Annotated in this window: 24 protein-coding genes; 6 read left to right on the top strand and 18 right to left on the bottom strand. The window is 66.5% G+C overall.

Annotation, left to right across the window (positions count from 1 at the left end):
* Positions 1 to 51 precede the first annotated feature (51 nt).
* The 9 genes from ABE454_RS07330 to ABE454_RS07290 all read right to left on the bottom strand — a co-directional run bounded on the left by ABE454_RS07330 (position 52) and on the right by ABE454_RS07290 (position 6594).
* A complete protein-coding gene (locus tag ABE454_RS07330) occupies positions 52 to 1473 on the bottom strand; it encodes a S41 family peptidase (RefSeq protein WP_346530570.1) in 1422 nt (473 codons plus the stop codon).
* A gap of 446 nt (positions 1474 to 1919) precedes the next feature.
* Positions 1920 to 3014, bottom strand: a complete 1095-nt coding sequence (locus tag ABE454_RS07325; RefSeq protein ID WP_346530567.1) for a murein hydrolase activator EnvC family protein — start codon at positions 3012 to 3014, stop codon at positions 1920 to 1922.
* Complete coding sequence (gene rlmH / locus ABE454_RS07320; RefSeq protein WP_125900384.1) at positions 3014 to 3478, bottom strand: 23S rRNA (pseudouridine(1915)-N(3))-methyltransferase RlmH; 465 nt, start codon at positions 3476 to 3478, stop codon at positions 3014 to 3016. The genes ABE454_RS07325 and rlmH overlap by 1 nt, the downstream gene beginning before the upstream one ends.
* Before the next feature lie 33 nt (positions 3479 to 3511).
* On the bottom strand, positions 3512 to 3946 hold the full coding sequence (gene rsfS / locus ABE454_RS07315) for a ribosome silencing factor (RefSeq protein WP_346530564.1): 435 nt from the start codon (positions 3944 to 3946) through the stop codon (positions 3512 to 3514).
* A gap of 114 nt (positions 3947 to 4060) precedes the next feature.
* On the bottom strand, positions 4061 to 4747 hold the full coding sequence (locus ABE454_RS07310) for a nicotinate-nucleotide adenylyltransferase (RefSeq protein WP_346530561.1): 687 nt from the start codon (positions 4745 to 4747) through the stop codon (positions 4061 to 4063).
* Positions 4748 to 4908: 161 nt separating this feature from the next.
* Entirely contained in the window at positions 4909 to 5535 is a 627-nt protein-coding gene (locus ABE454_RS07305; protein WP_346530559.1) for a DUF6655 family protein, read from the bottom strand.
* Positions 5529 to 5969 (bottom strand): VOC family protein, encoded by a 441-nt coding sequence (locus ABE454_RS07300; protein WP_346530556.1) that lies wholly within the window; start codon positions 5967 to 5969, stop codon positions 5529 to 5531. Before ABE454_RS07300 ends, ABE454_RS07305 begins: the two co-directional genes overlap by 7 nt.
* Positions 5970 to 5977: 8 nt before the next feature.
* Positions 5978 to 6217, bottom strand: a complete 240-nt coding sequence (locus tag ABE454_RS07295) for a zinc-finger domain-containing protein (RefSeq protein ID WP_346530553.1) — start codon at positions 6215 to 6217, stop codon at positions 5978 to 5980.
* A 56-nt stretch (positions 6218 to 6273) separates the two neighbouring features.
* Positions 6274 to 6594, bottom strand: coding sequence for a hypothetical protein (locus ABE454_RS07290; protein ID WP_346530550.1), 321 nt, complete (start codon positions 6592 to 6594; stop codon positions 6274 to 6276).
* A 188-nt stretch (positions 6595 to 6782) separates the two neighbouring features.
* Between ABE454_RS07290 and ABE454_RS07285 the strand changes: the two genes are divergently transcribed.
* Positions 6783 to 7757 carry an ABC transporter ATP-binding protein gene (locus ABE454_RS07285; protein ID WP_346530548.1) on the top strand — a complete coding sequence of 325 codons (975 nt, stop codon included), beginning with the start codon at positions 6783 to 6785 and terminating at the stop codon, positions 7755 to 7757.
* 227 nt (positions 7758 to 7984) lie between these two features.
* Here the strand turns inward: ABE454_RS07285 and ABE454_RS07280 are convergent, their stop codons facing one another.
* Positions 7985 to 8395, bottom strand: a complete 411-nt coding sequence (locus tag ABE454_RS07280) for a Tat pathway signal protein (protein WP_346530545.1) — start codon at positions 8393 to 8395, stop codon at positions 7985 to 7987.
* Between the two features lie 78 nt (positions 8396 to 8473).
* Here ABE454_RS07280 and ABE454_RS07275 point away from each other — a divergent pair, with 78 nt between their 5' ends.
* Positions 8474 to 8947, top strand: a complete 474-nt coding sequence (locus ABE454_RS07275; protein WP_346530542.1) for an RNA pyrophosphohydrolase — start codon at positions 8474 to 8476, stop codon at positions 8945 to 8947.
* A gap of 36 nt (positions 8948 to 8983) precedes the next feature.
* On the opposite strand, the gene ABE454_RS07270 is transcribed toward ABE454_RS07275, so the two are convergent.
* Both ABE454_RS07270 and hppD read right to left on the bottom strand, forming a co-directional pair.
* Entirely contained in the window at positions 8984 to 9169 is a 186-nt protein-coding gene (locus ABE454_RS07270; RefSeq protein ID WP_346530539.1) for a hypothetical protein, read from the bottom strand.
* Complete coding sequence (hppD, locus tag ABE454_RS07265; protein ID WP_346530537.1) at positions 9170 to 10255, bottom strand: 4-hydroxyphenylpyruvate dioxygenase; 1086 nt, start codon at positions 10253 to 10255, stop codon at positions 9170 to 9172.
* A 222-nt stretch (positions 10256 to 10477) separates the two neighbouring features.
* On the opposite strand from hppD, the gene ABE454_RS07260 reads away from it, so the two are divergent.
* From ABE454_RS07260 to ABE454_RS07250, 3 genes are read left to right on the top strand one after another with little or no spacing between them, the layout of a single operon-like run.
* Positions 10478 to 11059, top strand: a complete 582-nt coding sequence (locus ABE454_RS07260) for a YqaA family protein (protein WP_346530534.1) — start codon at positions 10478 to 10480, stop codon at positions 11057 to 11059.
* Between the two features lie 55 nt (positions 11060 to 11114).
* The gene (locus ABE454_RS07255; protein WP_346530531.1) at positions 11115 to 11654 is read left to right on the top strand and encodes a disulfide bond formation protein B; all 540 of its coding nucleotides are present in this window, start codon (positions 11115 to 11117) and stop codon (positions 11652 to 11654) included.
* A gap of 13 nt (positions 11655 to 11667) precedes the next feature.
* Positions 11668 to 12258 carry a demethoxyubiquinone hydroxylase family protein gene (locus ABE454_RS07250; protein WP_346530528.1) on the top strand — a complete coding sequence of 197 codons (591 nt, stop codon included), beginning with the start codon at positions 11668 to 11670 and terminating at the stop codon, positions 12256 to 12258.
* Positions 12259 to 12418: 160 nt separating this feature from the next.
* Here the strand turns inward: ABE454_RS07250 and ABE454_RS07245 are convergent, their stop codons facing one another.
* From ABE454_RS07245 to ABE454_RS07225, 5 genes are all read right to left on the bottom strand, one after another.
* Positions 12419 to 13387: an esterase-like activity of phytase family protein gene (locus tag ABE454_RS07245; RefSeq protein WP_346530525.1), complete on the bottom strand. Its 969-nt coding sequence runs from the start codon at positions 13385 to 13387 to the stop codon at positions 12419 to 12421.
* The gene (cobT, locus tag ABE454_RS07240) at positions 13384 to 15267 is read right to left on the bottom strand and encodes a cobaltochelatase subunit CobT (protein WP_346530523.1); all 1884 of its coding nucleotides are present in this window, start codon (positions 15265 to 15267) and stop codon (positions 13384 to 13386) included. The genes ABE454_RS07245 and cobT overlap by 4 nt, the downstream gene beginning before the upstream one ends.
* Positions 15268 to 15401: 134 nt before the next feature.
* Positions 15402 to 15557: a hypothetical protein gene (locus tag ABE454_RS07235; protein ID WP_346530520.1), complete on the bottom strand. Its 156-nt coding sequence runs from the start codon at positions 15555 to 15557 to the stop codon at positions 15402 to 15404.
* A gap of 277 nt (positions 15558 to 15834) precedes the next feature.
* A complete protein-coding gene (locus tag ABE454_RS07230; protein WP_346530518.1) occupies positions 15835 to 16569 on the bottom strand; it encodes an NYN domain-containing protein in 735 nt (244 codons plus the stop codon).
* Positions 16570 to 16960: 391 nt separating this feature from the next.
* Complete coding sequence (locus ABE454_RS07225) at positions 16961 to 18046, bottom strand: hypothetical protein (protein WP_346530516.1); 1086 nt, start codon at positions 18044 to 18046, stop codon at positions 16961 to 16963.
* A gap of 833 nt (positions 18047 to 18879) precedes the next feature.
* Between ABE454_RS07225 and ABE454_RS07220 the strand changes: the two genes are divergently transcribed.
* Positions 18880 to 19794: a hypothetical protein gene (locus ABE454_RS07220; RefSeq protein WP_346530514.1), complete on the top strand. Its 915-nt coding sequence runs from the start codon at positions 18880 to 18882 to the stop codon at positions 19792 to 19794.
* A gap of 63 nt (positions 19795 to 19857) precedes the next feature.
* Here ABE454_RS07220 and ABE454_RS07215 read toward each other — a convergent pair whose 3' ends face one another.
* On the bottom strand, positions 19858 to 22305 hold the full coding sequence (locus ABE454_RS07215; protein ID WP_346530512.1) for an AAA family ATPase: 2448 nt from the start codon (positions 22303 to 22305) through the stop codon (positions 19858 to 19860).
* Between the last annotated feature and the right edge of the window lie 262 nt (positions 22306 to 22567).

The raw sequence follows: 22567 nt of genomic DNA, 5'->3' as shown, positions 1-22567 counted from the left end.
TTAAGAAAGCCTAACGGTGCGTTCACCATGTTTGCGGGCCGCGCCGCTGAATCAGTTCTTCTTCGGCTCGTCCGGCTTGATCGTGACGGTCGGCGTGTCGCTCTTGTCCGACTTGTCCGCCTTGTCGTCCGCCGCTTCGGCCTTTTCCTGACCCGGCTCGGTGATGACGATGCCCTCGGGCGCAGCAGCCAGCTTGGTCAGGTCGCCGCCGGCGCGCAGCACGTCCAGCGCCCGCTCCAGCTGATAGTCCTTGTCCTTGGCGTAGTCGGCGCCCGGCGCTTCACGCGGGGTGTGCGGTCCCTTGCGCTCGGCGCCGATGGAGGAGTCCAGCGCCGTCGAATAGGCCGCCTCGGAATAGATGAAGCTTGAGCGCGAGACGATGCGCGCCTCGGCCTCGGACCGGGCGACCTCCAGGTCCGGCTCGATGCCGATCTTCTGGATCGAGCGGCCCGACGGCGTGTAGTAGCGCGCCGTGGTGATCGACAGGGCGCCGTCGCGACCGCCGCGCAGCGGGATCACCGTCTGCACCGACCCCTTGCCGAAGCTGGTCAGGCCGACGACCGTCGCCCGCTCCTGATCCTTCAGGGCGCCCGCCACGATCTCGGACGCCGAGGCCGAGCCGTAGTTGATCAGCACCACCACCGGCAGGCCGCCGGTCAGGTCGCCCGGCTTGGCGGCGTAGCGTTCGATGTCCTCGGGCTTGCGGCCGCGCTGGCTGACGATCTCGCCGCGCTCCAGGAAGGCGTCGGACACGTCGATGGCCGCCGTCAGCAGGCCGCCGCCGTTGTTGCGCAGGTCCAGCACATAACCCTTCAGGCCCGGCTTCTCGCGCTTCAGCCGCTCGATCGTCTCGGTCAGTTCGCGGCCGGTGTTCTCGTTGAAGGTCGAGATACGTAAGTAGCCGAAGTCGCCTTCCAGACGGCCGGTGACGGATTCGATCTTGATGACCTCGCGGGTCAGCACGACCTCGCGGGGCTCCTCGCCGTCGCGCAGGAAGGTGATGGTGACGCTGGTGCCCGTGGCGCCGCGCAGCTTGTCCGACACCTCGGACACGGTCAGACCGGCCGCGTTCTGGCCGTTAACGGCGCTGATGACGTCGCCCGCCTGAACCCCCGCGCGCCCCGCCGGGCTTTCGTCCATCGGCGAGATGACCTTCACCAGCCCGCCTTCGGAGGTGATGGTCAGGCCGACGCCGGAATATTCGCCCGAGGTCCGCTCGCGCAGGTCGTCAAACCCCTTGGCCGGCAGATAGTTGGAGTGCGGGTCCAGCGCCGTCATCATGCCCTGCAGAGCGGCCTCGATCAGCTTCTTGTTGTCGACGGGAACCACATAGGCCTGCTCGACGATGCCCAGCACGTCGCCGAACATTTCGAGCATGCGGAAGGTCTCGTTACGCGGGGTCTGGCTGGCCACAGCCGCCGCCGATCCGCCCAGCGCCAGGGCGGCGGCGCCCACGAGAAGCAGTTTACGCATTCGGTCTCTTTCCATCGGATCCGCTTTCGGCTCCGGTCGTCCAGGGCGGCGCGGGCACCCCAAACGGCGCGCGCGACAGTTGGGCCGATACAAACAGCGTCCGCGCCGATTTGAAAGGGATTTCGCGCGGTTGGGACGAAAGCGTCGGGTCGGCCTCCCCCGTCATTCTCCCTTCGCGCCTCCCGCCGTCATTCTCGAGCTTGCCACGGGAATCCGGCCAATACGACCGAGGCCGCTTCGACCCTCACGACAATTCAGGCGTCGAGAGACGGGATTCTCGGGTCAAGCCCGAGAATGACGGCGGCTGGGACGCCCCGCGCGTCATCCCGGAAGCGGCGCAGCCGCTATCCGGGACCGCAGCAAACTCTGGCGGCGGCGTCCTGAGCGGTCCCGGCTCAAGGCCGGGATGACGGGATGAAATAAGGGCCGGATGACGGGCGAAGCGTCTAGCGCAACCAGGGCGCCGGATCGATGGGCCGTTCCTGACGGCGCAGTTCGAAATAGGCCTCGCCGTCCTCGCCGGTGCGGCCAAGGGTCTGGCCGTCGGCCACGCGCTGCCCCGTCTCGACCTCCAGGCGGTCGAGACCCGCGATCACCGCGCGCCAGCCGGGGCCAAGGTCGAGGATCACCACCTCGCCCCACTCCTTCAGCGGCCCGGCATAGGCGACGCGGCCCGCGGCGGGGGCGCCGACCGCCTCATGACTGGAGCGCCAGCTCCAACCCGCCGAGCGGCCGCCGAAACGCTGGGACGGCGTGCCCGCGATGGGCGGCGTCAGGCGGCTGCGGCCCGCAGGCAGACGGGCGGCGGGGGCCTCCTCGGGCGCTTCAGCGATCTGCGGCGTCTGGCCGCCCAGTTCGCGGATACGGGCCTCCAGCGCCTTGGTCGCCCGCTCGGCCCGCGCCGCCTCGGCCCGCAGGACGGAGCGCAAGGCGGTCTTGCGCGCCGTCAGCCCCTCGATCTCGGCGCGGCGGTCGTTCTGGGCGCTTTCGACGGTGAACAGCCGCTCACTGGACAGGGCGGCCAGACGACGGATGCGGGCGATCTCGGCCTGACGCTCGACCAGAGTCTTCGCCCGCTCCTGCAGATCCGGCGTGATGGCGCGGATCAGGATGGAGGCGCGCACCGTATCCACAGCCTGATCGGCCGGGATCAGCAGGGGCGGCGGCGGCTTGCGGCTCATCATCTGCAGGGCGGACAGCAGCCGTCCCTGCGCCGCGCGCTCGCGCGACAGTGCGGCCAGCAGGGCGGCCTCGCGGTCGGCCAGTTCCTTCAGACGGGCGCGCTGGGCTTCCAGTTGCACATCGTCTTCGGCCTCGGCGCGGCGCAGTTCACGTAGCTGGCGGTCAAGATCGACGATCTCCTCGGCGGCGGCGGCGGCCTCGGCCCTCAGGCGGCGCGCGCGGGCCGTCTCGTCGCGATACTCGGCCTGAAGCCGGGTCAGCTCGGCGTTCGACGGGGCCGCGCGCTGGCTGGCCGCAGGCCCGGCAAGGGCCAGCAGCAGGCAGGAGGAGCTCAGAAGAAGAAGGGGTCCGCGCCGCATCAGTCGCGATGATAGGGCGAACCGGCCAGAATGGTCACGGCCCGATACAGCTGTTCGGCCAGCATGGCGCGCGCCAGGGCGTGAGGCCAGGTCTGTGGTCCAAACGCCAGCGTCGAACGGGCGGCGCGGCGCACGCTCTCGTCCAGACCGTCGGCGCCGCCGATGACGAAGACCAGCCGCCGCTCGCCCTGATCGCGCAGGGCCGCCACATGATCGGCGAAGGCGCGCGACGAATAGGTCCGCCCCCGCTCGTCGCAGGCGATCAGATGCGCCCCCTCGGCGGCGGCCAGCAGCAGTTCGGCCTCCGGCGCCTTGCCAGGCTTCTTCGGCTCAAGATCGATGAGTTCGAGGGGGCCGAGGCCCAGCGGCCGTCCCGACAGGGTGGCGCGCCGGGCGTAGTCGTCGGCCAGGGCCGCCTCTGGACCGCGGCCCGGCTTGCCGATGGCCGCGATCGCCAGCTTCATGAGGTCAGCCCGCCGTCAGACAAGAGGGATCAGTCAGCCGCGGACGGGGCCGCCGCGGTGGGCGCTGTCGACGGCCCAGATCTTCTCGATGTTGTAGAAGGTGCGCACTTCCGGGCGGAACAGGTGGACGATGACGTCGCCCGCATCCAGCAGCACCCAGTCGCAGTGCGGCAGACCCTCGACCTTCACCTTGCCCAGCCCCTGCTCCTTGAACAGGCGCAGCAGGTGGTCGGCGATGGCGCCGACGTGGCGGTGCGAGCGGCCCGAAGCCACGATCATGGCGTCGGACATCGGGCTCTTGCCGCGCAGGTCGATCAGGACGATGTCCTGCGCCTTGTCTTCATCAAGTTTAGCGAGGATGGCCTGCTCCAGCGCGGTCGCGCCGACCGGCAGGGGCTGGCGCTCGTCGCTACTGGGGCCGTCCTCGGCCTGACCATCTTCGGAATGGACGGAATCCATCAGGTCCATTTCGTGCGCCGCGTTCGAAACGGCGTCTTGCGCATCGTGCGCGGTCGAGGGGGTCAGCGGAGGGCTCCAAGGCGATTTACTAAAACTCCAGTCTAGCACGCCCGGCGCAAAACGTCACCCGGCAGGCGACGACTCTTCGCCCCGTGTCGCGCGGGACGCCCGGATGGCGGTCGATGAGCGGTGATTCAGCGGCGCCGACAGATAGGTCCACGCCGGCGCTTCAAGACTGGGCAGCAGTCCGGCCTGAGCCATAGGCACGCGATAGCGGGCGAAGCGCGCGGCGGCCGGGGCCGTGCGGCTGTCCAGCAGGCTGCCTGGCCGGGCGATCACCGCCACCGGCATCAGCCGCATGATGTCGGTCCAGCCGCGCCAGCGGTGAAAGCCCGCCAGATTGTCCGACCCCATCAGCCAGACGAACTGCACGCCCGGATGGCGCGCGACGATGGCGCGCAGGGTGTCGACGGTCCAGCGCGTGCCCGCCCGCGTCTCGAAGTCGGAAACGATCATGGCCGGGCCGACGCCGGCGGCCACGGCGCGCGCCGAGGCCATACGCTCGGACAGGGGCGCCATGTCACGACTGGATTTCAGCGGGTTCTGCGGCGAGACCAGCCAGACCACCCGGTCCAGCCCCAGCCGCTGCATGGCGGTGGCGGCCACATGGGCGTGTCCGTCATGGGCCGGATTGAAAGAGCCGCCGAACAGGCCGACCTTCATCCTCGGTGCCAGATCCAGGCCGTCGCGCAGGGCGCCTCGGCGAAGACCGGAGCCTTTCGGCGCGGGACCGGCGTGGAAGAAGGGCAAGGGCGTCTCTTGCGGCGGCGGCGAACAGATGAGCGCGGCCAACGCCTTATGCTCACCTGCGCCCTAACACGGTCAGACGCGGCTGTCTCGCTCCGCGAACGGACTGAGCGCTGACGCAAAGACCTGAGTTCATCGAGACCGCGCCCGAAGCGGCGCGCCGCCTAGAATTCCTTCCAGCTGGACCCCGGATCGCGCGTGCCCGGCTGGGCCAGCTGCTGGCCCCAGGTCAGCATCATGAAGGCCTTGTGGCTGCGGATCTTGTACTGGCCGATCATCGGCGTGACGGCGCCCAGCGGCATCCCGGTGCGCGCGTCGTAGAGGAAGCCCGAAAACTCGGCCACGCCCATGCGGTCGCGGTTCGAATAGACCGACAGTTCCGGCAGGGAGACGACGTTCAGGCTTTCATTGATCGGCACCCGCATGTCGGGAATGCCTACCACCCGGCGCAGCTGGTCCAGCGACAGGGCCCCGGCGCGCACCTCGAAGATGGCGTCGGCCTCGCCGCGCTCGCGCACGATGGCGTAACCCGCTTCGGACAGGGCCGCGCGGATGGCGCTGAGGGCGTAGCGGGCGTTTTCAGCCTGAAAATAGGTCTCGTCGACGAAGACCCGCGCGCCCTGCGGAATCGGCAGGGTCAGCCCTTCGACCGCCCGATCGGCGGCGCGGTTGACCAGCAGCATGTCGGTGGCCGTCCGCGCCGGGTTCGTCTCTGTGACCATGGCGCAGCCGCCCAGAACCGTCAGCACGGCCAGCGGCGCGATCAGACGCGCGGCGCGGTCGCCTACCATGCGCCCACGTTCGGCATGGAGGCCCACGGCTCGGCCGGCGCCAGGCGCTCGCCCGCCTGCAGCAGCTCGATCGAGATGCCGTCCGGCGAGCGAACGAAGGCCATGTGGCCGTCACGCGGCGGGCGGTTGATGACGACGCCGCCGTCCATCAGCCGCTGGCAGACGGCGTAGATGTCGTCGACCTGAAACGCCAGATGGCCGAAGTTGCGGCCGCCGTCATAATCCTGATCGTCCCAGTTGAAGGTCAGCTCGACCTCGGGCGATTTCTCGGCCTCGGCGCGGGCCTTGTCGGCGGGCGCGGCCAGATAGATCAGGGTGAAGCGTCCGGCCTCGTAATCCGCGCGCCGCGTCTCCTCCAGACCCAGCAGGTCGCAGTAGAAACGCATCGAGGCGTCCAGATCCTTCACCCGGACCATGGCGTGCAGATAGCGCATGGTCAGGCTCAGTGCGCCTCGGGCGGGCGGGCCGCCGGGTCGAGGTATTCGCTCTCCGGGTGCGGATGGTCCGACAGCACGAAGCGGCGGTCGCAATAGCCGCACTCGATGAAGTCGTCCTCGCCCATGTCCATATAGACAAGCGGGTGGCCCAGGGCGCCGCCGCCGCCGTCACAGGCGACGCGCTTGGTCGAGACCACGACTTCTTCGGGCGGAGGAATGACGGCTTCGAGATGGCGGGGAGGCATGATCCGGTCCGGTCTGGAAAGGCTTTCGCCGTTCCTAGGCGGACCGGACCGTCAGGTCAAACGTCAGAGGAAACGGTCTTGCGGCCCATCACCTTGTCGAACAGGGCCTTGCGCTTCTTGAACAGGGTCAGGCCCAGGCAGCCCGCCCCGACCCACAGGCCGATCTCGCCGATCACGGCGGCGACCGCGGCGATGACCGCCGCCTGCGTCATGGGCAGATAGTCCAGCTTGCCCGCCAGCAGGGCCAGGGTGAAGCTGGCGTATCCGACAGCGCAGAACCCCATGGCGATGAAGCCGATCAGGCGTGTGCGGGTCATGGGTTTGCGGGCCTGAGGCTTGCGGGTCTGAGACTTGCGGGGGGCGATTGCGGTGGTCATGGCGCTTCCTCGTCCAAGAAGATTGTCTTTATGACAAGCACGCTAGACATCGCATTCAGACACGTCAAGCACCATTTACATATCGTCTCGCGACCTTGTCCCCTTCATGAACAGCGACGCCTTGGCGAACGGCGTCGCGGCCCCTACCTATGCCGTCCGCACGTCCCTGCCCGAGTTGAAGTCCCGTCATGACCCACGCCCCCGCCCTGCCCGTCAACGCCATCGAGGTCAGGGGGCTGAAGAAGACCTACAAGGGCTCGCGCAAGTCACCGCCGAAGACGGCCCTGCGCGGCGTCGACCTGACCGTGCCGCGCGGCTCGATGTTCGGCCTGCTGGGGCCCAACGGCGCGGGCAAGTCTACCCTGATCAACATCATCGCCGGAGTAGTGAACAAGTCCGAAGGAACCGTCCGCATCTGGGACCGCGACATCGACCATGAGGCGCGCGACGCCCGCTCTGCACTGGGCGTGGTGCCGCAGGAAATCGTCGCCGACGTCTTCTTCACCCCGCGCGAGGCGCTGGAGGTGCAGGCCGGTTTCTATGGCGTGCCCGCCAACGAGCGCCGCTCTGACGAGCTGCTGGCGGCGCTGGGCCTGTCGGACAAGGCCAACGCCTATGTCCGCGCCCTTTCCGGCGGGATGAAGCGGCGCCTGATGGTGGCCAAAGCCCTGGTCCACAATCCGCCGGTTCTGATCCTGGACGAGCCGACGGCGGGCGTGGACGTCGAGCTGCGCCGCCAACTGTGGGAATACGTCCGCAAGATCAATGAGGAAGGTGTGACGGTGATCCTGACCACCCACTACCTCGAAGAGGCGCAGGAGCTGTGCGACACTATCGCCATCATCAACCGCGGCGAAGTCGTCGCCTGCGAGCCGACTGAGCAGCTTCTGAAGCGGCTGGATACCCGCAACGTTGTGGTGACGCCCGAGACGACGCCCGAAACCCTGCCCGCCCTGAACGGTTTCGCGGTCGCCCCGCGCGCCAACGGCGCCTTCGTCGTCACCTACCGGACGGGCGAATCCAGCGTCGAACAGGTGCTGGCCGCCGTCCGCGCCGCGGGCGTGACCATCAAGGACATCGCCACCGAAGACCCCGATCTGGAGGATGTCTTCCTCGCCATGACCTACGGCGACACGAGCCGCCCCGACCCGACGCAGGATTGAGGGAGGAGGCGACGCGACGCCCCTTCGCTTCGCACCTCACCCCCTTCCCCACGCCGTCATCCTCGGGCTTGATCCGAGGATCCAGCGCAGGGCGCGCTCGACCTGGCTTATGTCGCGTGGGCGGATGACTGGATCCTCGGGTCAAGCCCGAGGATGACGGCAAATGTGGCGGATAAGGCTTGTGCAAAAGCTCACAGCGCGTGACGCGGCCATGAGCGGTCGCCGCCTCACGCCACCATCACCGTTCCCAGCAACAGCTTCGCCCCCGGCTTGCCCAGAATGGCGTCCGTCGCGTGCTGCAACGCCACCACCAGCCATTCCACATTGGGCGGCGCGTCCGGCAGCAGCCGCTCCGCAGCAATCCGGACGATCTCATTATAGGCCGCGCTGAGACGCGGCTGTGACAGGCGCGCCCGCTCCATCAGGGCGCCGTCGGCGATGTCGAGGCCCGTCTCGACCGTCATCACACCGCGCCGTCCGTCGCGACGCAGCACGGTGGCCGTCGCGGTCGGCAGGGACAGATAGCCGCCCTTTCCGCCGCCGCTCTTCTCGGGCGAAGCATGCGCGCCGCCCGCCAGCGCCATGCCGCCCAGCGCCACACCGCTCAGAGTCAGGCCGATCAGATAACGTCTGTCCATGAAACGACCCTAGCGGCGCGCGCCTTTCCCGGACGTTGACGCCTAGCCCGCATCGACACGGCGGCGTATGCGAAGGACATGAGCATCGACCTGTCCCTCTATCGCCCCAACGTCGGCGTTGTCCTGTTCAACCCGGCCGGCCAGGTCTGGTTCGGCCGCCGCGCCGACACGCCCGAGCCGTGGAACTGGCAGTTCCCGCAAGGCGGCGTCGACGACGGCGAAGACCTGGAAGCCGCCGCCCGCCGCGAACTGCACGAGGAGACGGGCGTGCGCTCCATCGCCCTGCTGGGCCGCACGACGGAATGGATTCCCTATGACTTCCCCGAAGGCCTGCCGAGTCCGAAAAGCTGGAAGGGTCTGAAAGGCCAGCGCCAGCAGTGGTTCGCCTTCCGCCTGACCGGCGCCGAGGACGAGATCGACCTGAACGCCCACGGCGAGCCCGAATTCGACGCCTGGCGCTGGGGACGGCTGGAGGAGGCCCCCAGCCTGATCGTGCCGTTCAAGCGGCCGGTCTATGAGCAGGTGGTGCGGGCCTTCTCCCCCTTGGCCTGATACGCCGTCCTCGACCTGAGGATTGTCAGCAGCAGGCTATGATCTGTGGTGCAGGCGTCGCCACAGGCGGTGGGCCAGGATGGGGGCGAAGCCGCAGACGAGGGCGGCGATCAGGACCATCCAGAACCCGCCCCCCAGCCAGTATTCGCCTGCCAAAGCCCCGGCCCCGGCCGCCAGAAGCGGGCCGAGCCAGGGCAGCCAGTGTGGTGGCCGAAATCGCATTCAGGCGTCGACCTTGATGACGCCGCGACGGATCTGGTCCAGCTCGATCGAATCGAACAGGGCCTGGAAGTTGCCGTTGCCGAAGCCTTCATTGCCCTTGCGCTGGATGATCTCGAAGAAGATCGGGCCGAAGGTGTCCTGGGTGAAGATCTGCAGCAGCAGGCCTTCCTCGTCCGAACCGTCGATCAGGATGCGGTTCTTGCGCATCCGCTCCACGTCCTCGCCGTGGCCCGGCAGGCGTTTGTCGATCAGTTCGAAATAGGTCTCGATGGTGTCCTGGAAGTCGACGCCGCGTTCGCGCATGGCCTCGACCGTCTCGAAGATGTTCTCGGTCGTCAGGGCGATGTGCTGGATGCCTTCGCCGTTGTAGCGGCGGATGAATTCCTCGATCTGGGAGTTCTCGTCCTGGCTTTCGTTCAGCGGAATGCGGATGGCGCGGTCGGGCGCGATCATGGCCTGGGAGAACAGGCCCGTCGCCTTGCCCTTGATGTCGAAATACTTCTGCTCCTCGAAGTTGAACACCGAGTTGTAGAAGCCCGACCAGGTGCGCATCTCGCCGCGGCGCACGTTGTGGGTCAGGTGGTCCAGGATCTCCAGACCGACGCTGTTCTTGCGCTCGGCCTCTTCCCAGCCCTCGATCTCGTCCCAGGCGTCATAGAGGGAGCCGTTCTCGCCATAACGGTCGATGACGTAGAGCAGGCTTCCGCCAATGCCCTGCAGCACATAGGGGTAGTCGCCGCCCAGGGCGCCGCCGTCCATGCCTTCGGCCTTGCGGGCGCCGCGCTCCAGCGCGCCCTCATAGGCGGCCTTGGCGTCGGCGACGCGGAAGGCCATGCCGTTGGCCGAGGGGCCGTGATCCTTGGCGAAATCCCCCGCCTGACCCGCCGGCGTGCGGTGGACCAGCATGGTGATGTCGCCCTGCTTCAGGCGCACCACGCCGTTGGCCGGGTTCACATGGGTCGGGGTGAAGCCCATCATTTCCAGACGCGAGATCATCGCCTCCGGTTCGGGGCCGGTGAATTCGACGAACTCGAAGCCGTCGACGCCGAGGGGGTTTTCCTGGTCGAGTTTGGCGGCATCCTGCATGGTGCGTCTCCTCTCTCTTATGGTTTGGCGCGGCACGGGCCGTCCTGGCGCGGCCGCTGATTGGGGCGGAACCTACTGGCGGTGCGGTATCGGGCGCAAGGCGGGCGTGCGCTGAAACGGCACACGTTCCGGTGTCGCAGGCCCGGTTCGCCTCTCGCCCCCGTGCGTCCGGCCTGCTATCGGCGGAGAATGAGAGGCGGGGGCCTCGATCAGGACGCCTGAATGCTTCGCAAGCTCTATGACTGGGTCTTCTCCCTGGCCCGCCACCGTCACGCGACCCGGTCGCTGGCGGTCGTTTCCTTCGCCGAGAGCTCCTTCTTCCCGATCCCACCCGACGTCATGCTGGCGCCCATGGTGCTGGCCAAGCCGGAGCGCGCCTATTTCTACGCCCTGGTCTGCACCGTGGCCTCGGTGCTGGGCGGCCTGCTGGGCTATGCGATCGGTTACTTCCTTGAGCCGCTGGGCCTGCAGATGCTGGCCTGGCTGGGCAAGGCGGACACCTTTGAAACCTCCAAGGCCCTGTTCCAGCAGCACGGCGCCTGGGTGATCCTGATCAAGGGGCTGACGCCCATCCCCTTCAAGCTGATCACCATTTCTTCGGGCATCTTCCAGTTCAATCTGGCCCTGTTCACCGCCTTGTGCGTCATCACGCGCGGCGCCCGTTTCTTCCTGGTGGCCTTTGTGCTGAAGCGCTGGGGGCCGCCGATGCTGGCCATCGTCGAGAAGCGGCTGGCCCTGTTCACGGTACTGTTCCTGATTGTGCTGGTGGGCGCCTTCTTTATGGTCAAGCTGATCGGTCACTGATCGACGCCGGTTCGCGCCCGGTTTATGAGAGGCGCCTGGTTCCTGTGAGACGCAGATGAGCGCGATCTACAAATTGCTGACCCGCTGGTGGACGGCTTTCGCCCTGGGGGCGTCGCTGGCCATGCTGGGCGCGGCCCATGCGTTCGAAAGCTTCGGCGGACTGCCGCCGTGCAACCTGTGCCTCAAGCAGCGCGAGGTCTATTGGGCCGCCGTCGCCATCGCCGCGGCCGCTACCTTCTGGGCCCTGTTCAGCCGCGCCAGCCGGGGTACGCCGCGCATCGCCGCCTTCCTGCTGGCCGCCGTCTTCACGACCGGAGCGGTCGCGGCGGGCTATCATGCCGGGGGCGAACTGCACTGGTGGGATCTGCCCGCCACCTGTCTGGCGGCGCCGACGACCAGCATCGACCTGTCGGCGCTGACGGCCCTGCTGGACGGAACGGGCGAGACTGAAGGCTTCGCCTCGTGCGGCGACATTCCGTGGAGCTTCGCGGGCCTGTCGATGGCGGGCTGGAACTTTGTGATCTCTGCGGCGCTCGCTATCTTCAGCCTGCTGGCGGCGAAACGTCCCAAGGACGCCCGCGCGCCGAGAAGCTAGGATCAAAGGCGTCATGACCGAAGCAGCCGAAGCCGTCTCCGAAGCCCGCCGCATTCCCCTGCCTCGCCCCGGCGTGGGGCAGGACAAGGCGCGCATGGCCGAAATGCTGCGCGTCGACCACGCGGGCGAGTTCGCCGCCGTCCACATCTACCGCGCCCAGCGCGCCGTGCTGGAAGGTCGCAAGGGCAAGGACGCCATCGCCGCTGACCTGACCGAGATGGAGGGGCATGAGGCCGTCCACCTGGCCCGGTTCGAGGCCCTGCTGAACGAGAACCGGGTGCGTCCCACGGCGATGATCCCGCTGTGGAAGCTGGCGGCGACGGCGCTGGGCGCGGGCACGGCCCTGATCTCGGAAAAAGCCGCCCATGCCTGCACCGAGGCGGTCGAGAGCGTCATCGAGAAACACTACGCCGACCAGATCGAGGAAATCCGTGACCGCGACCCCGAACTGGCCGCCGAACTGACCCGGTTCCGCGAAGAGGAACTGGCCCACCACGACCACGCCATCGAGCACGGCAGCCGCGAGGCCCCCGCCTACCGCCTGCTCAGCAGCGTCATCAAGGTCGGCTGCAAGGCCGCGATCAAGATCAGCGAACGCATTTGATACTACGCCTCTCCCTCCCCTTTATGGGGAGGGTGGCTGAGCCTGAAAGGCGAGGCCGGGTGGGGGCGGCTTAGCAAGTCAAACGCCGAGCTCGTATCACCTCGCCCTCCCCACCCGGTCGCTGCGCGACCACCCTCCCCGGGACGGGGAGGGAGAAGGATCACTGGATGTCAAACGCCAGCATCAACGTCTTCTGCATCGGATTGGCGTTGTCGTCGGACAGGATGTAAAGGCGCACGCTGTCGCCTTTCGCCTCGGCGGCGATCCCCTCGAAATTATCCGTCAGGCCCGGCAGTTTCAGTTCCACCAGCACCGGCCCCAGCGTCCCCTCTGCATCCATCCGGCGCACCCGTGCGCGCAGGTCGAAGGGCGGGCGCCACGACCGCTGCACGGCGAACCAGCCGTCGCCGCCCGGATCGCGATCCAGCCCGGTCAGTCGCCAGCTGTCGGCGGGCGCCGTCGGTTCGACCACCGTGCGGCAGCCCTTGGTTGAACAGTCCCACACGCCGCCCCCTTCGCCGCCCACGCGCCAGCCGCCCGGCGCAGGCGCCAGCGCCTCCATGCCCTCGTTCAGCGGGAAATCCGTTGTTGGATGCGGGCGCGTCTGCGGCCGGACGCTCAGGGCGTTCAGCGGGCCATAGCTCCAGATGCGATGCTCGCGCTCAAAGCTGACCAGCACCTCTGCGTCGCCGATCAGGGCCAGCCCCTCGGCGTCGCCCATACGCTTGTCGGCGATCGGTTCGCCGTCAGTCAGCGTCAGCCGCCGCACCCTCAGATCATGCAGTCCTGTCAGCTTGTCGTCGGCATCCAGTTCAAGCTGTCCGCGCACCAGATCGCCATAATCCGACACCGCGACGAAGCCGCCGTGGCCCGTCAGCTTGAGATCGGAAAGCCCGTGCAGGGCGGACATCGGGGCTGCGATCAACTGCACGCCGCCAGCATAACGCACGCCCTTGGCCAGTCGTGCGCCGCCCGGCAGTCCCAGCCCGACCTGCCGGGTCGAACCGCCCGCAGGCGTCCAGCCGTCGGCGGTCGCCTCCGGCGTCCAGGGATGAGACGACACCGCCGCCCCGGCGCAGGCGGCCAGGGCGAGGGAGATCAGAGCGGCGACATAGAGGCGGCGATTCACGCCGCGCGCTTGTGCGGAGCCCGTCCGCCCTTGCTGCTGACGGACTTCGGTTCGGCCTCGAACAGTTCGGCCAGCTTTTCGGTCATGGCGCCCGCCAGTTGTTCGACGTCGACGATGGTCAGGGCGCGGCGATACCAGCGGGTCACGTCATGGCCGATGCCGATGGCCAGCAGTTCGACCGGGCTGCGCGTCTCAATCTTCTCGATCACCTGCCGCAGGTGCTTGTCCAGATAGAGGGCCGCGTTGGCCGACTGGGTGGAATCATCGACCGGCGAGCCGTCCGAGATGACCATCATGATCTGCCGCGCTTCGGGCCGGGCCAGCAGGCGGTCGTGCGCCCATTCCAGCGCCTCGCCGTCGATGTTTTCCTTCAGCAGGCCCTCGCGCATCATCAGGCCCAGGTTCTTCTTGGCCCGGCGCCACGGCGCGTCGGCGCCCTTGTAGATGATGTGGCGCAGGTCGTTCAGGCGGCCGGGGTTGGCGGGCTTGCCGGCGCTGATCCAGGCCTCGCGCGACTGCCCGCCCTTCCAGGCGCGGGTGGTGAAGCCCAGAATCTCGACCTTGACCCCGCACCGCTCCAGCGTCCGCGCCAGAATGTCGGCGCAGACCGCCGCCACCATGATCGGCCGCCCGCGCATCGAGCCCGAGTTGTCGATCAGCAGGGTCACGACCGTGTCGCGGAAGGGGCTTTCGCTCTCCATCTTGAACGACAGGGGGCTGGTCGGGTCGGTGATGACGCGGGTCAGGCGCGCCGTATCCAGCATCCCTTCCTCAAGGTCGAACATCCACGAGCGGTTCTGTTGAGCCAGCAGTCGCCGTTGCAGCTTGTTGGCCAGCCGCGAGACGACGCTGCCCAGCGTCGACAGCTGGGCGTCCAGCAGGGCGCGCAGCCGGTCCAGCTCCATCGGGTCGCACAGCTCGGCCGCGTCGATGACCTCGTCATAGGCGGTGGTGAAGGCGCGGTAGAACTCAACCACCCGGCCGTCATCCTGGGTCTGCTGATGGTTGGGGCGGTCGCCTTCGCTCAGTTCAGGGGCGTCTTCGCTGCCTTCGCCGTCGGTCTCGCCCGGCGTGCCGTCGGGACGGGCGTCGCGGTCCTGATCGGCGGACTGATCGTCAGCCGAGCCGTCGAGGGAATCGCCGCCTTCGCCGCCGTCCTGCTCTTCCTGTTCTTCGGGCTCGGCCTGATCCTGATCGGGCTTGTCGGCGTCGTCCTCGCCCTCTTCTTCGGGAGAATCGCCGCCATCAGCGTCGCCGGGATCGAGATCCAGCGCGCGCAGCAGATCCTTCAACCGCGCGCCGAAGGCCGCCTGATCGTCGCCTGACACCGCCAACGCATCCAGCGCCTCGCCCGCCCTGGCCTCAAGGTCCGCGCGAACGCGGTCCAGCATGGTCTTGGCGCCGTCCGGAGCAGGCTCGCCCGTCATCCGCTCGCGCAGCAGCAGGGCCGCGGCCTCGGCCACCGGCACCTGCGCCGCCTCGGCGCGCAGGGCGCCCAGCTTCTCCAGCCGGGTGATGAGGGCGGATTCGAGATTGCGCCGCACGCCCGCCAGCTCGCGCGCGCCGACAGCCTCGACGCGGGCCTGTTCGACGGCGTCAAACACCTCTGCGGCGTTCAGGTCGGTCGGGCGCAGCCGCGCATCCAGCGCCGGATCATGATTGGCCAGACGCAGCGCCAGCCGGTCGGCCTGACCGCGCAGAGTGGCGCTTTCCGGCGCCGCCGGATCGCGCGGCGGATGCGGCAGGGACAGCACCCCGTTCGTCAGGCGCGGCCCGTCCGAACCAAAGCGCACCTCCAGCTCGGCCTGCTCGGCCAGCGCCCGCGCGGCGTGCGACAGGGCGCGTTTGAATGTCTCTACGGGTGTCTCTGCAGCGGCCATGCGCCACACATAGACCATGCTGCGCGGGGGGAAAGAGGGCGAAGCGCCCTAGGTTCGCGAATCCACACGGGCGCCGGCTAATCTGACGTCACGCCTCCATACGAAAACGGGCATGCCGCTCCAGGGAGGCCGCTCTAGAAGACCGGCCGCCCTCCAGGCGCGCGCGGGACGGGCAGTTCACCCCAGCGAGAGCCCTGCATTTCGCGCATCATGTCGCTCGACATCCGTTCACGCTGACTGCTGTTGACGACCACCTGACGGCAGACCTTCTGCTGGATGGTGCTGCCCATGGCGCGCTCCCAGCCACATACGGTCCGCGTGGGAGCATTCGTCAGGCTCGGGGGTCGGGCTGAAATGGTGCGGGACGGCGAACTGGAAGAAACAGGCGGACGGGCCTGACGGGGATTGTCCGCTTCTCCGTTCTGGGCCGGAGCGCCGCCCAGCGCCAACATGGCAAACGTCAGAACTAACATTTCCAAAGGCTCCCTTGCTCAAAGGAAAGGACAAGCAACATGAACCCTGGACGCCAGACTTACAACAACGTTCGCTGAATCGGCCCCGCCGCTTTCAACCTTTCAGCCGCACCCGCATGGCGCCGCCGGGACCAACCTCGACATCGAAACGGCCTGTAGCACGCACCAGTTCGGACAGTTTGGCATGCCCATAGGTGCGCTGGTCGAAATCGGGATAGGTGTTGCGCAGACGGTTGGCCAGGCCGCCGATATTCACCCAGCCGTCTCCATCTTCATCCATGTCAGTGATCGCCCGCGCGATCAGCGGAGCCGCCTCCACCGCCTTGCGTTCCGCCGAGGGCGGCGCATCGTCGCCCGCCTCGACCGCAGCGCGCCCGCTCAGGTTCTCTGTATAGATGAAACGGCTGCAGGCCTGACGGAAACTCTCTGGCGTCTTGCGCTCCCCGAACCCGTAAACTGGCGCCCCCTGCTCACGGATACGCGCCGCCAACCGGGTGAAATCACTGTCCGACGAAACCAGACAGAAGCCGTCGAACCGGCCTGAATGCAGCAGGTCCATCGCATCGATGACCAGGGCGATATCGCCTGAATTCTTGCCCTTGGTGTTCTGGAAATTCTGCTGCCACTGGATCGCCCACCGCGGCAGGACATCGATCCACCCCCGCAGCGCCGGACTGGCCGCATCGCCATAGATGCGCCGCGCCGAAGCCTCGCCCAGTGTCGCGATTTCAGTGAACAGGGCCTCGGCGATCCGCGCCGAGGCGTTCTCGCCGTCGATCAGCACGGCCAGACGAGGCGCGCGGGCGACCGGGAGCGGTTCAATGGACATAGAGGCAGACCTTCAAGACAACGCTTCAGCAGGATCAGCGACCTGCCGTTCAATCCTGATGCCTCAGAATTACAACGGCTCCAGCCAGCCAGAGGCTTGCCTGTTTCCGCCCCGGGTTCAACCGTTCCCCGAGACGGCGGTTACAAAGCGCCAATCCGGTCAAACCAGATGGCTAAATGTTTGAAGCTTCAAGTGCAGCCGACATGCGGCTTACCAACTAGACAGCAGTGCACGACAGCATATGCCGCCACAACTCAAACGCTGATCATTTCAGAGGAAGAGAATGGCGCGCCGCCGTGGATGATTCTGAGAACTATTCGGCCTTGGTCGACTTGGCCTCGGGAGGACTGCGCGCAAACCAGAACAACTTCACCGGCTGCCATCCCTATATTCAAAGTGAATCGTAGAAGTCCGCCCGCTTGAACACCTTGACGTCTGTCTCAGGTTGGACGCGACCAGCATCCCATGCCACGCTCCCTTGCTGCAGCCGACGCTTAAAAGCACTGAAGTCGCAGGGTTCGACCTTCGCCCCATCTGATGACACCGCGGCCGCGGGTTTGGGAGGGAGCCAGATAATAAGCGTATCCCCCGCAGCGAATACAAGACATGCCGTTCGGGATCGATCGTCCGTCGATCTCGCCGCCGGAAAGACGACAGGTACGCCCCCACCGAGATTCGCTGTTCGCAAAGCGTAGCCGACCAGGGCGCGATCACCCACCGAGCCGACAAGGAGCAGCCCCACCAATAGCGCGACGGGCGCGGCAGCCTTCCAACGGAATACGATCATCAGAAAATACAGGGTGATGAGTATTCCACCTGCGGCTGCGGCGATCAAATCTGTCGACATTGCCCGCCCCCAAATACCGTGGAGGAAGTTCGTAACCGGTTGAGTGAGGGCAATGACCCACATGAACAACATCAGGCTAGCGCTGAAGGCGACCAAAGCGCTTCGCATGAAGTGAGAACGCCGACGCCCTTTAGCTTCCGAGATCGGTGCCTCGCGCCACGCCCATGCAAGGCTGACCAGGCCACCGATCGCGACCACCGCACCAAGGCCGATCATCTCCCACCGGTCAGGAATGAGGCTAGCAAGCACTACCCATAGGCAACCTGCCAGGCTGGCCGCGTGAGCCATGACGAACTGGATGCACGAAGGTTGAAAACCCTCACGCGCGTCGCCGACAAAGGCGTGCCCATCGCGCGTATCGAACATCGGGCGCACCAAGATCGGCACACCGACGAGGAGCACAAATACCATGACCAGAGAGATCATGAGCAGGAGCACGAGAGGCAGATAATCGACGATCTGGCCGAATGACGTTGGTCCGGGCTGACCAAAAGCACCTAGATATCGGCCGACAGAGAGCGCGCCGAACACGAATGCGACCGGCGCGATCGCCGCGAGCAGTTTTACGAAGGCTTCGCTGACCTTCGACGTGAACTCGATGGCCGATGAGACTGGCAGTCCTTTCTCCACCTTTTCACTTGCTGACCGAGGGCAGACACAGGAAACGATAGTGGGGCTTGGTCGAATGAAACGACGAGGGGGGCGAACGATAGACATCCCGCCAGCTACAAGCTTCACCGTAAATATTCGGTGCTGATTGGAGGCTAGTGAGACATCGACACGGTCCAAGCGCGGTGGCCTGGTGAGTTGAGTCCCGAAATCGGCTGCAAACACTCGTGGCCGGATACGTTGCTTACAGTGCGCAGTAAGCATTTCCCGCGTGATCAGTTGCATGCCGAAGAGTCCCGTTCCACCGCGTCGAGGACGCAGGGCGTGATTTCGGCACCAGCAATCGGCCGGGCGCGCACTATGGCGTACAAACGGCGGTTGAGCGCTGCGGTGGAAAAACGATGAGAACTACTGCGCGATGGTGGCCTGGCCTGGCTAAGCCTTCTCCACACATCAGTTCATCTGAAACGAAGCCTTCAGGGCTCTCAAACGTCTCTCCATCCCCGCCGCCTTGAGCGGTCGCTGATGGAGCCACTATTTCTGACTTTGCCTTCGATATCGTCCCTTTCCCAACGAAGAGTGGGATGCGTTTGAAGTCGCCCACGCTCACGGACATCGACTTTCAGCGTTCCGGAATCTGACGCTGATCTTGCCTTGACGAAAAGTGATCGCCTCGGGTGCCACGCACTTGCGAGCCGAGAAGCAAGCGCTATTCTGACAGCTGGCTGATCCGGCCATGCCGTCCACAATGGCGAAGCTCACGGGCGGGAAATACAGAACCATCCCGCTTAAACCTTTCAGGTGCGCGGGCTTAGTGGACACGCCGCTCTCAGCACCGCCGGAATGGTTTAGAAATGCGTATTCAATTCAGCGACACCTCGCGGCCGAAACAGGCCGCCAAGAACCTCGCGCGCCTCCCAGGCGCACCCGCCCTTTCAACCGTCCAGGCCGTCGTCGCACGGTCTCTCGGATACCGGGACTGGCATGACCTCGACCAGAACCCGGGTACCGACTCCGCTGTCTCCTCGACAGGCCCGGACGCGCCGAGGATCATTTCGAATCTAGCCGCGTTGATCGGACTTCCCGACGCAGATGTCCAGTATGCTGTCTCGAAGGCCCGGCTCTTCGGCTCGACACCTTGGACCCTCGACGAGCAGCTCGACATCCGTGCGGGGCTCTGGCGCAGCCGCTTGTTCGGACCACCCGGACGCGGCAAGCCTGGAACCGTCGTGCGGGACATGGCCTATAACGCCCGCACCCCCGCCTACCTGCTTGTTCCCGGAAAGCCGACGACCATACTGTCAGACACCCAGCGGCTCACGCGAGCCGATTTTGAGGTCACGACGCCCCGCACGCCGGCGGCTGATTTCGTCCCGTCGCGGCTCTGGCTTCCCTATGGTGCCTGGACACTGAACGACGGGTCGGAGGTCCTCTTCTCCCGCGACTATTACCCGCTCTGGCGGATCGATGGTGAGCGGGTCGAACGCATCGACCCATGGCTCTGGATCGACGGCAAGGTGGATGAGATGCACTTCGCGCCGCCGCGAAGCAGCGTCTGGGCTTCCGGCCCGGCGCGCGACGCTGCGCTCGAGAAGCTGGCCCGGCACCGGATCGCCGACGTGCCGCGTCTCGCGGACATCATGGCCCATCTGATCGATCCAGACATCGACACCTTCGGACCCGCCGTCGCCAGGCTGCGGGTTCGATCCTATCCCGACGCCGTCACGCCGGTCTTCGCCCGTATCAACGAGATGCTGCGTTACGACTGACGAAAGGCAGCTCGCCCCATCCGAAGCCGACCGTTCCCGCCCGATCGAGCGGGGACGGTCCGGTTAGGCTGTCTCAGTGGGCGCGTCAGGCTCCGGGACCGCCTCCTCCTCCACGCGAGGGCCGTTCGCGGCCTGGGCCTGCGCCTCGGCGGCCAGCCGTTCCACCTCGAACGACACCCGAAGACCGGACAGCCGGTCACGGAAGTCTTCATAGGGCTCGATCCGCGCCAGGAAATCATCCTCCAGACGGAAGTCCCTTCGAATGGCCGTCAGGCCTCGCCGAATCGCCTCGGCCTCGATCGAGGTATCGAGCAGGCGGGCGATGTCCTCGAGCAGTTCGAACCCCTCTTCCCGCGTCGCCGAGTCCGGATGATCCCTGACGAACGTCCGCTGCTGCCGGTCGATCAGCGACGACAGCTTCTCGACGCTCGCCGCGTGCTCCGCGCCGCGCCGCGCTCTGTTGAGGGCCGCGAACAACTTGCGCATGCGGCCGAGATAGGTGGTCACGGCCTCGGCAAGCTCACCCTCTTGGGGCTCCACGCAGCGCTCGACAATCATGCGGGCGAAGGCCAGCTTCTCGATGTGGCCGCCCTTCGCCCGTGCGACGGCGTTGACCGCATCCCACTGGGTGCCCCCGCCGCGCGCCGCGGTGATCTCCTCGGCGGTGATCGTCGGTCCCTCGCCGGTCCGGAACCGCGTCACCTCCTCGACGCAGTCGTTGACGGCGGCAGTCACGAGGGCAAGCGGGATCACATCCTCGATCTCCCGCACCGCGCCGGTATCGCATTCCAGCTTGAGGTCGCCCAGCTGGAGCACCTGCTCCTTGGGCAGGAGGCCCTTAAAGCGCTTGTCCTTGCGCATAAGCTCGGCGGCCGTGTCGCCGGACGTGTCTGAATCAAGGAGCGCGACCACCGGCGGCTTCTCGGTGTCCCGCCCCCTCACGATGTAAACCATGTAGGGCACTTGGCTGGCCGAGCCGCAGGGCACGACGACCAGCCGGTTCAGGTCGAGGGTCTCGCGGTCCGGCACCCCGCCCAAATTCCGCAGAGCCGTCGCGGCGCCCGCGAGCAGGACCTGGTCGGTCACGCCCTCGACCAGGAGGTTGACGGACCCGATAAAGGCCGTCTCGCCAACGAAGGCGCCGAACGCCGAGCGGAGGGGCTCGTAGTGGTTGCGGGAGACCGAGCTGATCACCCGGGTACCGTCCTGATTCTTCCCCTTCTCCAACACCCGAATCCGCTCGCCGTGGTTCTTGTCGAGCAGGAATGGCGAGTGAGTCACATAGACGACCTGGACGGCCGGCCGGTCGGGTTGCGGCACGACCAGATCAGCGAATATCCGCATCAGGTCCTGCTGGGCTTCCGCCGACAGATAGGTGTCGGGCTCGTCCATCAGCATGATGGTCTCGCGGTTGGCGACCGGTCGGTGCGCCTGGCTCTGGATCAGATAGGAGAGGAAGTATCGCAGTCCGTTGGAGCGCTCCCCGAAGGTGTATTCGGTCCCGGTGCGATCCCGGATCGTGAAGACCAGTTCATGCTCGCGCGGGGTCACACGCAGGGAGAAGTCGCGGTCCTGCACCCACCACTTCTTGAAGTTCAGGTGCTTCTCAAGCTGGGCGTTGATCCGTTCCGTGATCCCGTTGGCGAACCCCTCGTCCCCATCCGCGATGGCCTCGGCCAAGTCTCCGAAGCGGGTGGGTTCGACGCGCGACAGATCGACCAGCAGGCTTCGGGCCAGCTTGAGAGCCCGCGCCTCATCATTGTTCGACTTCGCCTTTCCGGGCCTCACGAACGGGTCGAAAGCCTGCAGGATCGGGGCGGCGTGGCTCTGGATCACCGACGCGTCGCCGGTCCAGAAGGGCCGGACCGCCAGGGCACCCGCCATCAGGTGCGCGCGTTCGCGACGGGTCGTCGCCGGTGCCTCTGCCCCGTCCCCATGCTGGAGCCAAGACAGCGGCACGGAGTCCGGCAAGGCGATGTTCGAGTGGATGCGGTAGGGACGGGGCAGCCAAGCCCTCGTGAACGCCTCCGCCTCTTCGAGGCTGAGAGCCTTGCTCGACCAGAGCCCCCCCTCGCGCGGAAGCCACAAGGTCAGGTTCTTCGGGCCTTCCCGGAACATCATGAACCGGTCGAGCCCCTCCGGTTCGGCGCCGACGGCCTCGGCCACTCCCGCAGCCTCCTCGGGCGTCAGGTCGGTCCAAGCGACGCCCAGATGCGGCCAAGCCACCTTGTCACGCTCAACCCCGAAGAAGTCGCAGTAGCGGCACAGATCCCGTTGGGAGAAATCCTCGCCCGTGACGGCCTTCTCGATCGCCGAGAGCAGTTGGCTCTTACCGGACTCGTTCGCGCCTACGATCGTGGTGACCCGTCCGTCGATCGTCACCTCGACGTAGGGGTACCATTTCCCCTCGTGCATCTCCCAGTCGCCCTTCGGCGCGCCGCCGCTCGCCTTGCGAACGTGGTCCACGTTGAAGGATTTGTAGAAGCGGGCGTAGACGGTGCTGAGTTTCATGGTGCGATCTCCGATCGACCGATGACTGTGCGCCGATTCCCGGACCGGTGGATCAGTGTTTGCGCAACTACTTTTCTACCTTAGCGATCTCCGACATTCACATCGGAGATCGCCCGCATGACCCTAGCCCGCCGTGAATCCATAGGTTGGCAAGTCATACAGGCTCACCACCAATTGGAAGGATGCCGTCAGAGAATATCGGCTATTCGGGAACGAGCCGATTTCCGTTCTGCGAACCGAGCAGGCATCGTTAGCAATGAGA

Source organism: Brevundimonas diminuta (genome assembly GCF_039673845.1).
GTDB lineage: Bacteria > Pseudomonadota > Alphaproteobacteria > Caulobacterales > Caulobacteraceae > Brevundimonas > Brevundimonas diminuta_E.
This window is presented reverse-complemented; position numbering and strand designations above follow the sequence as displayed.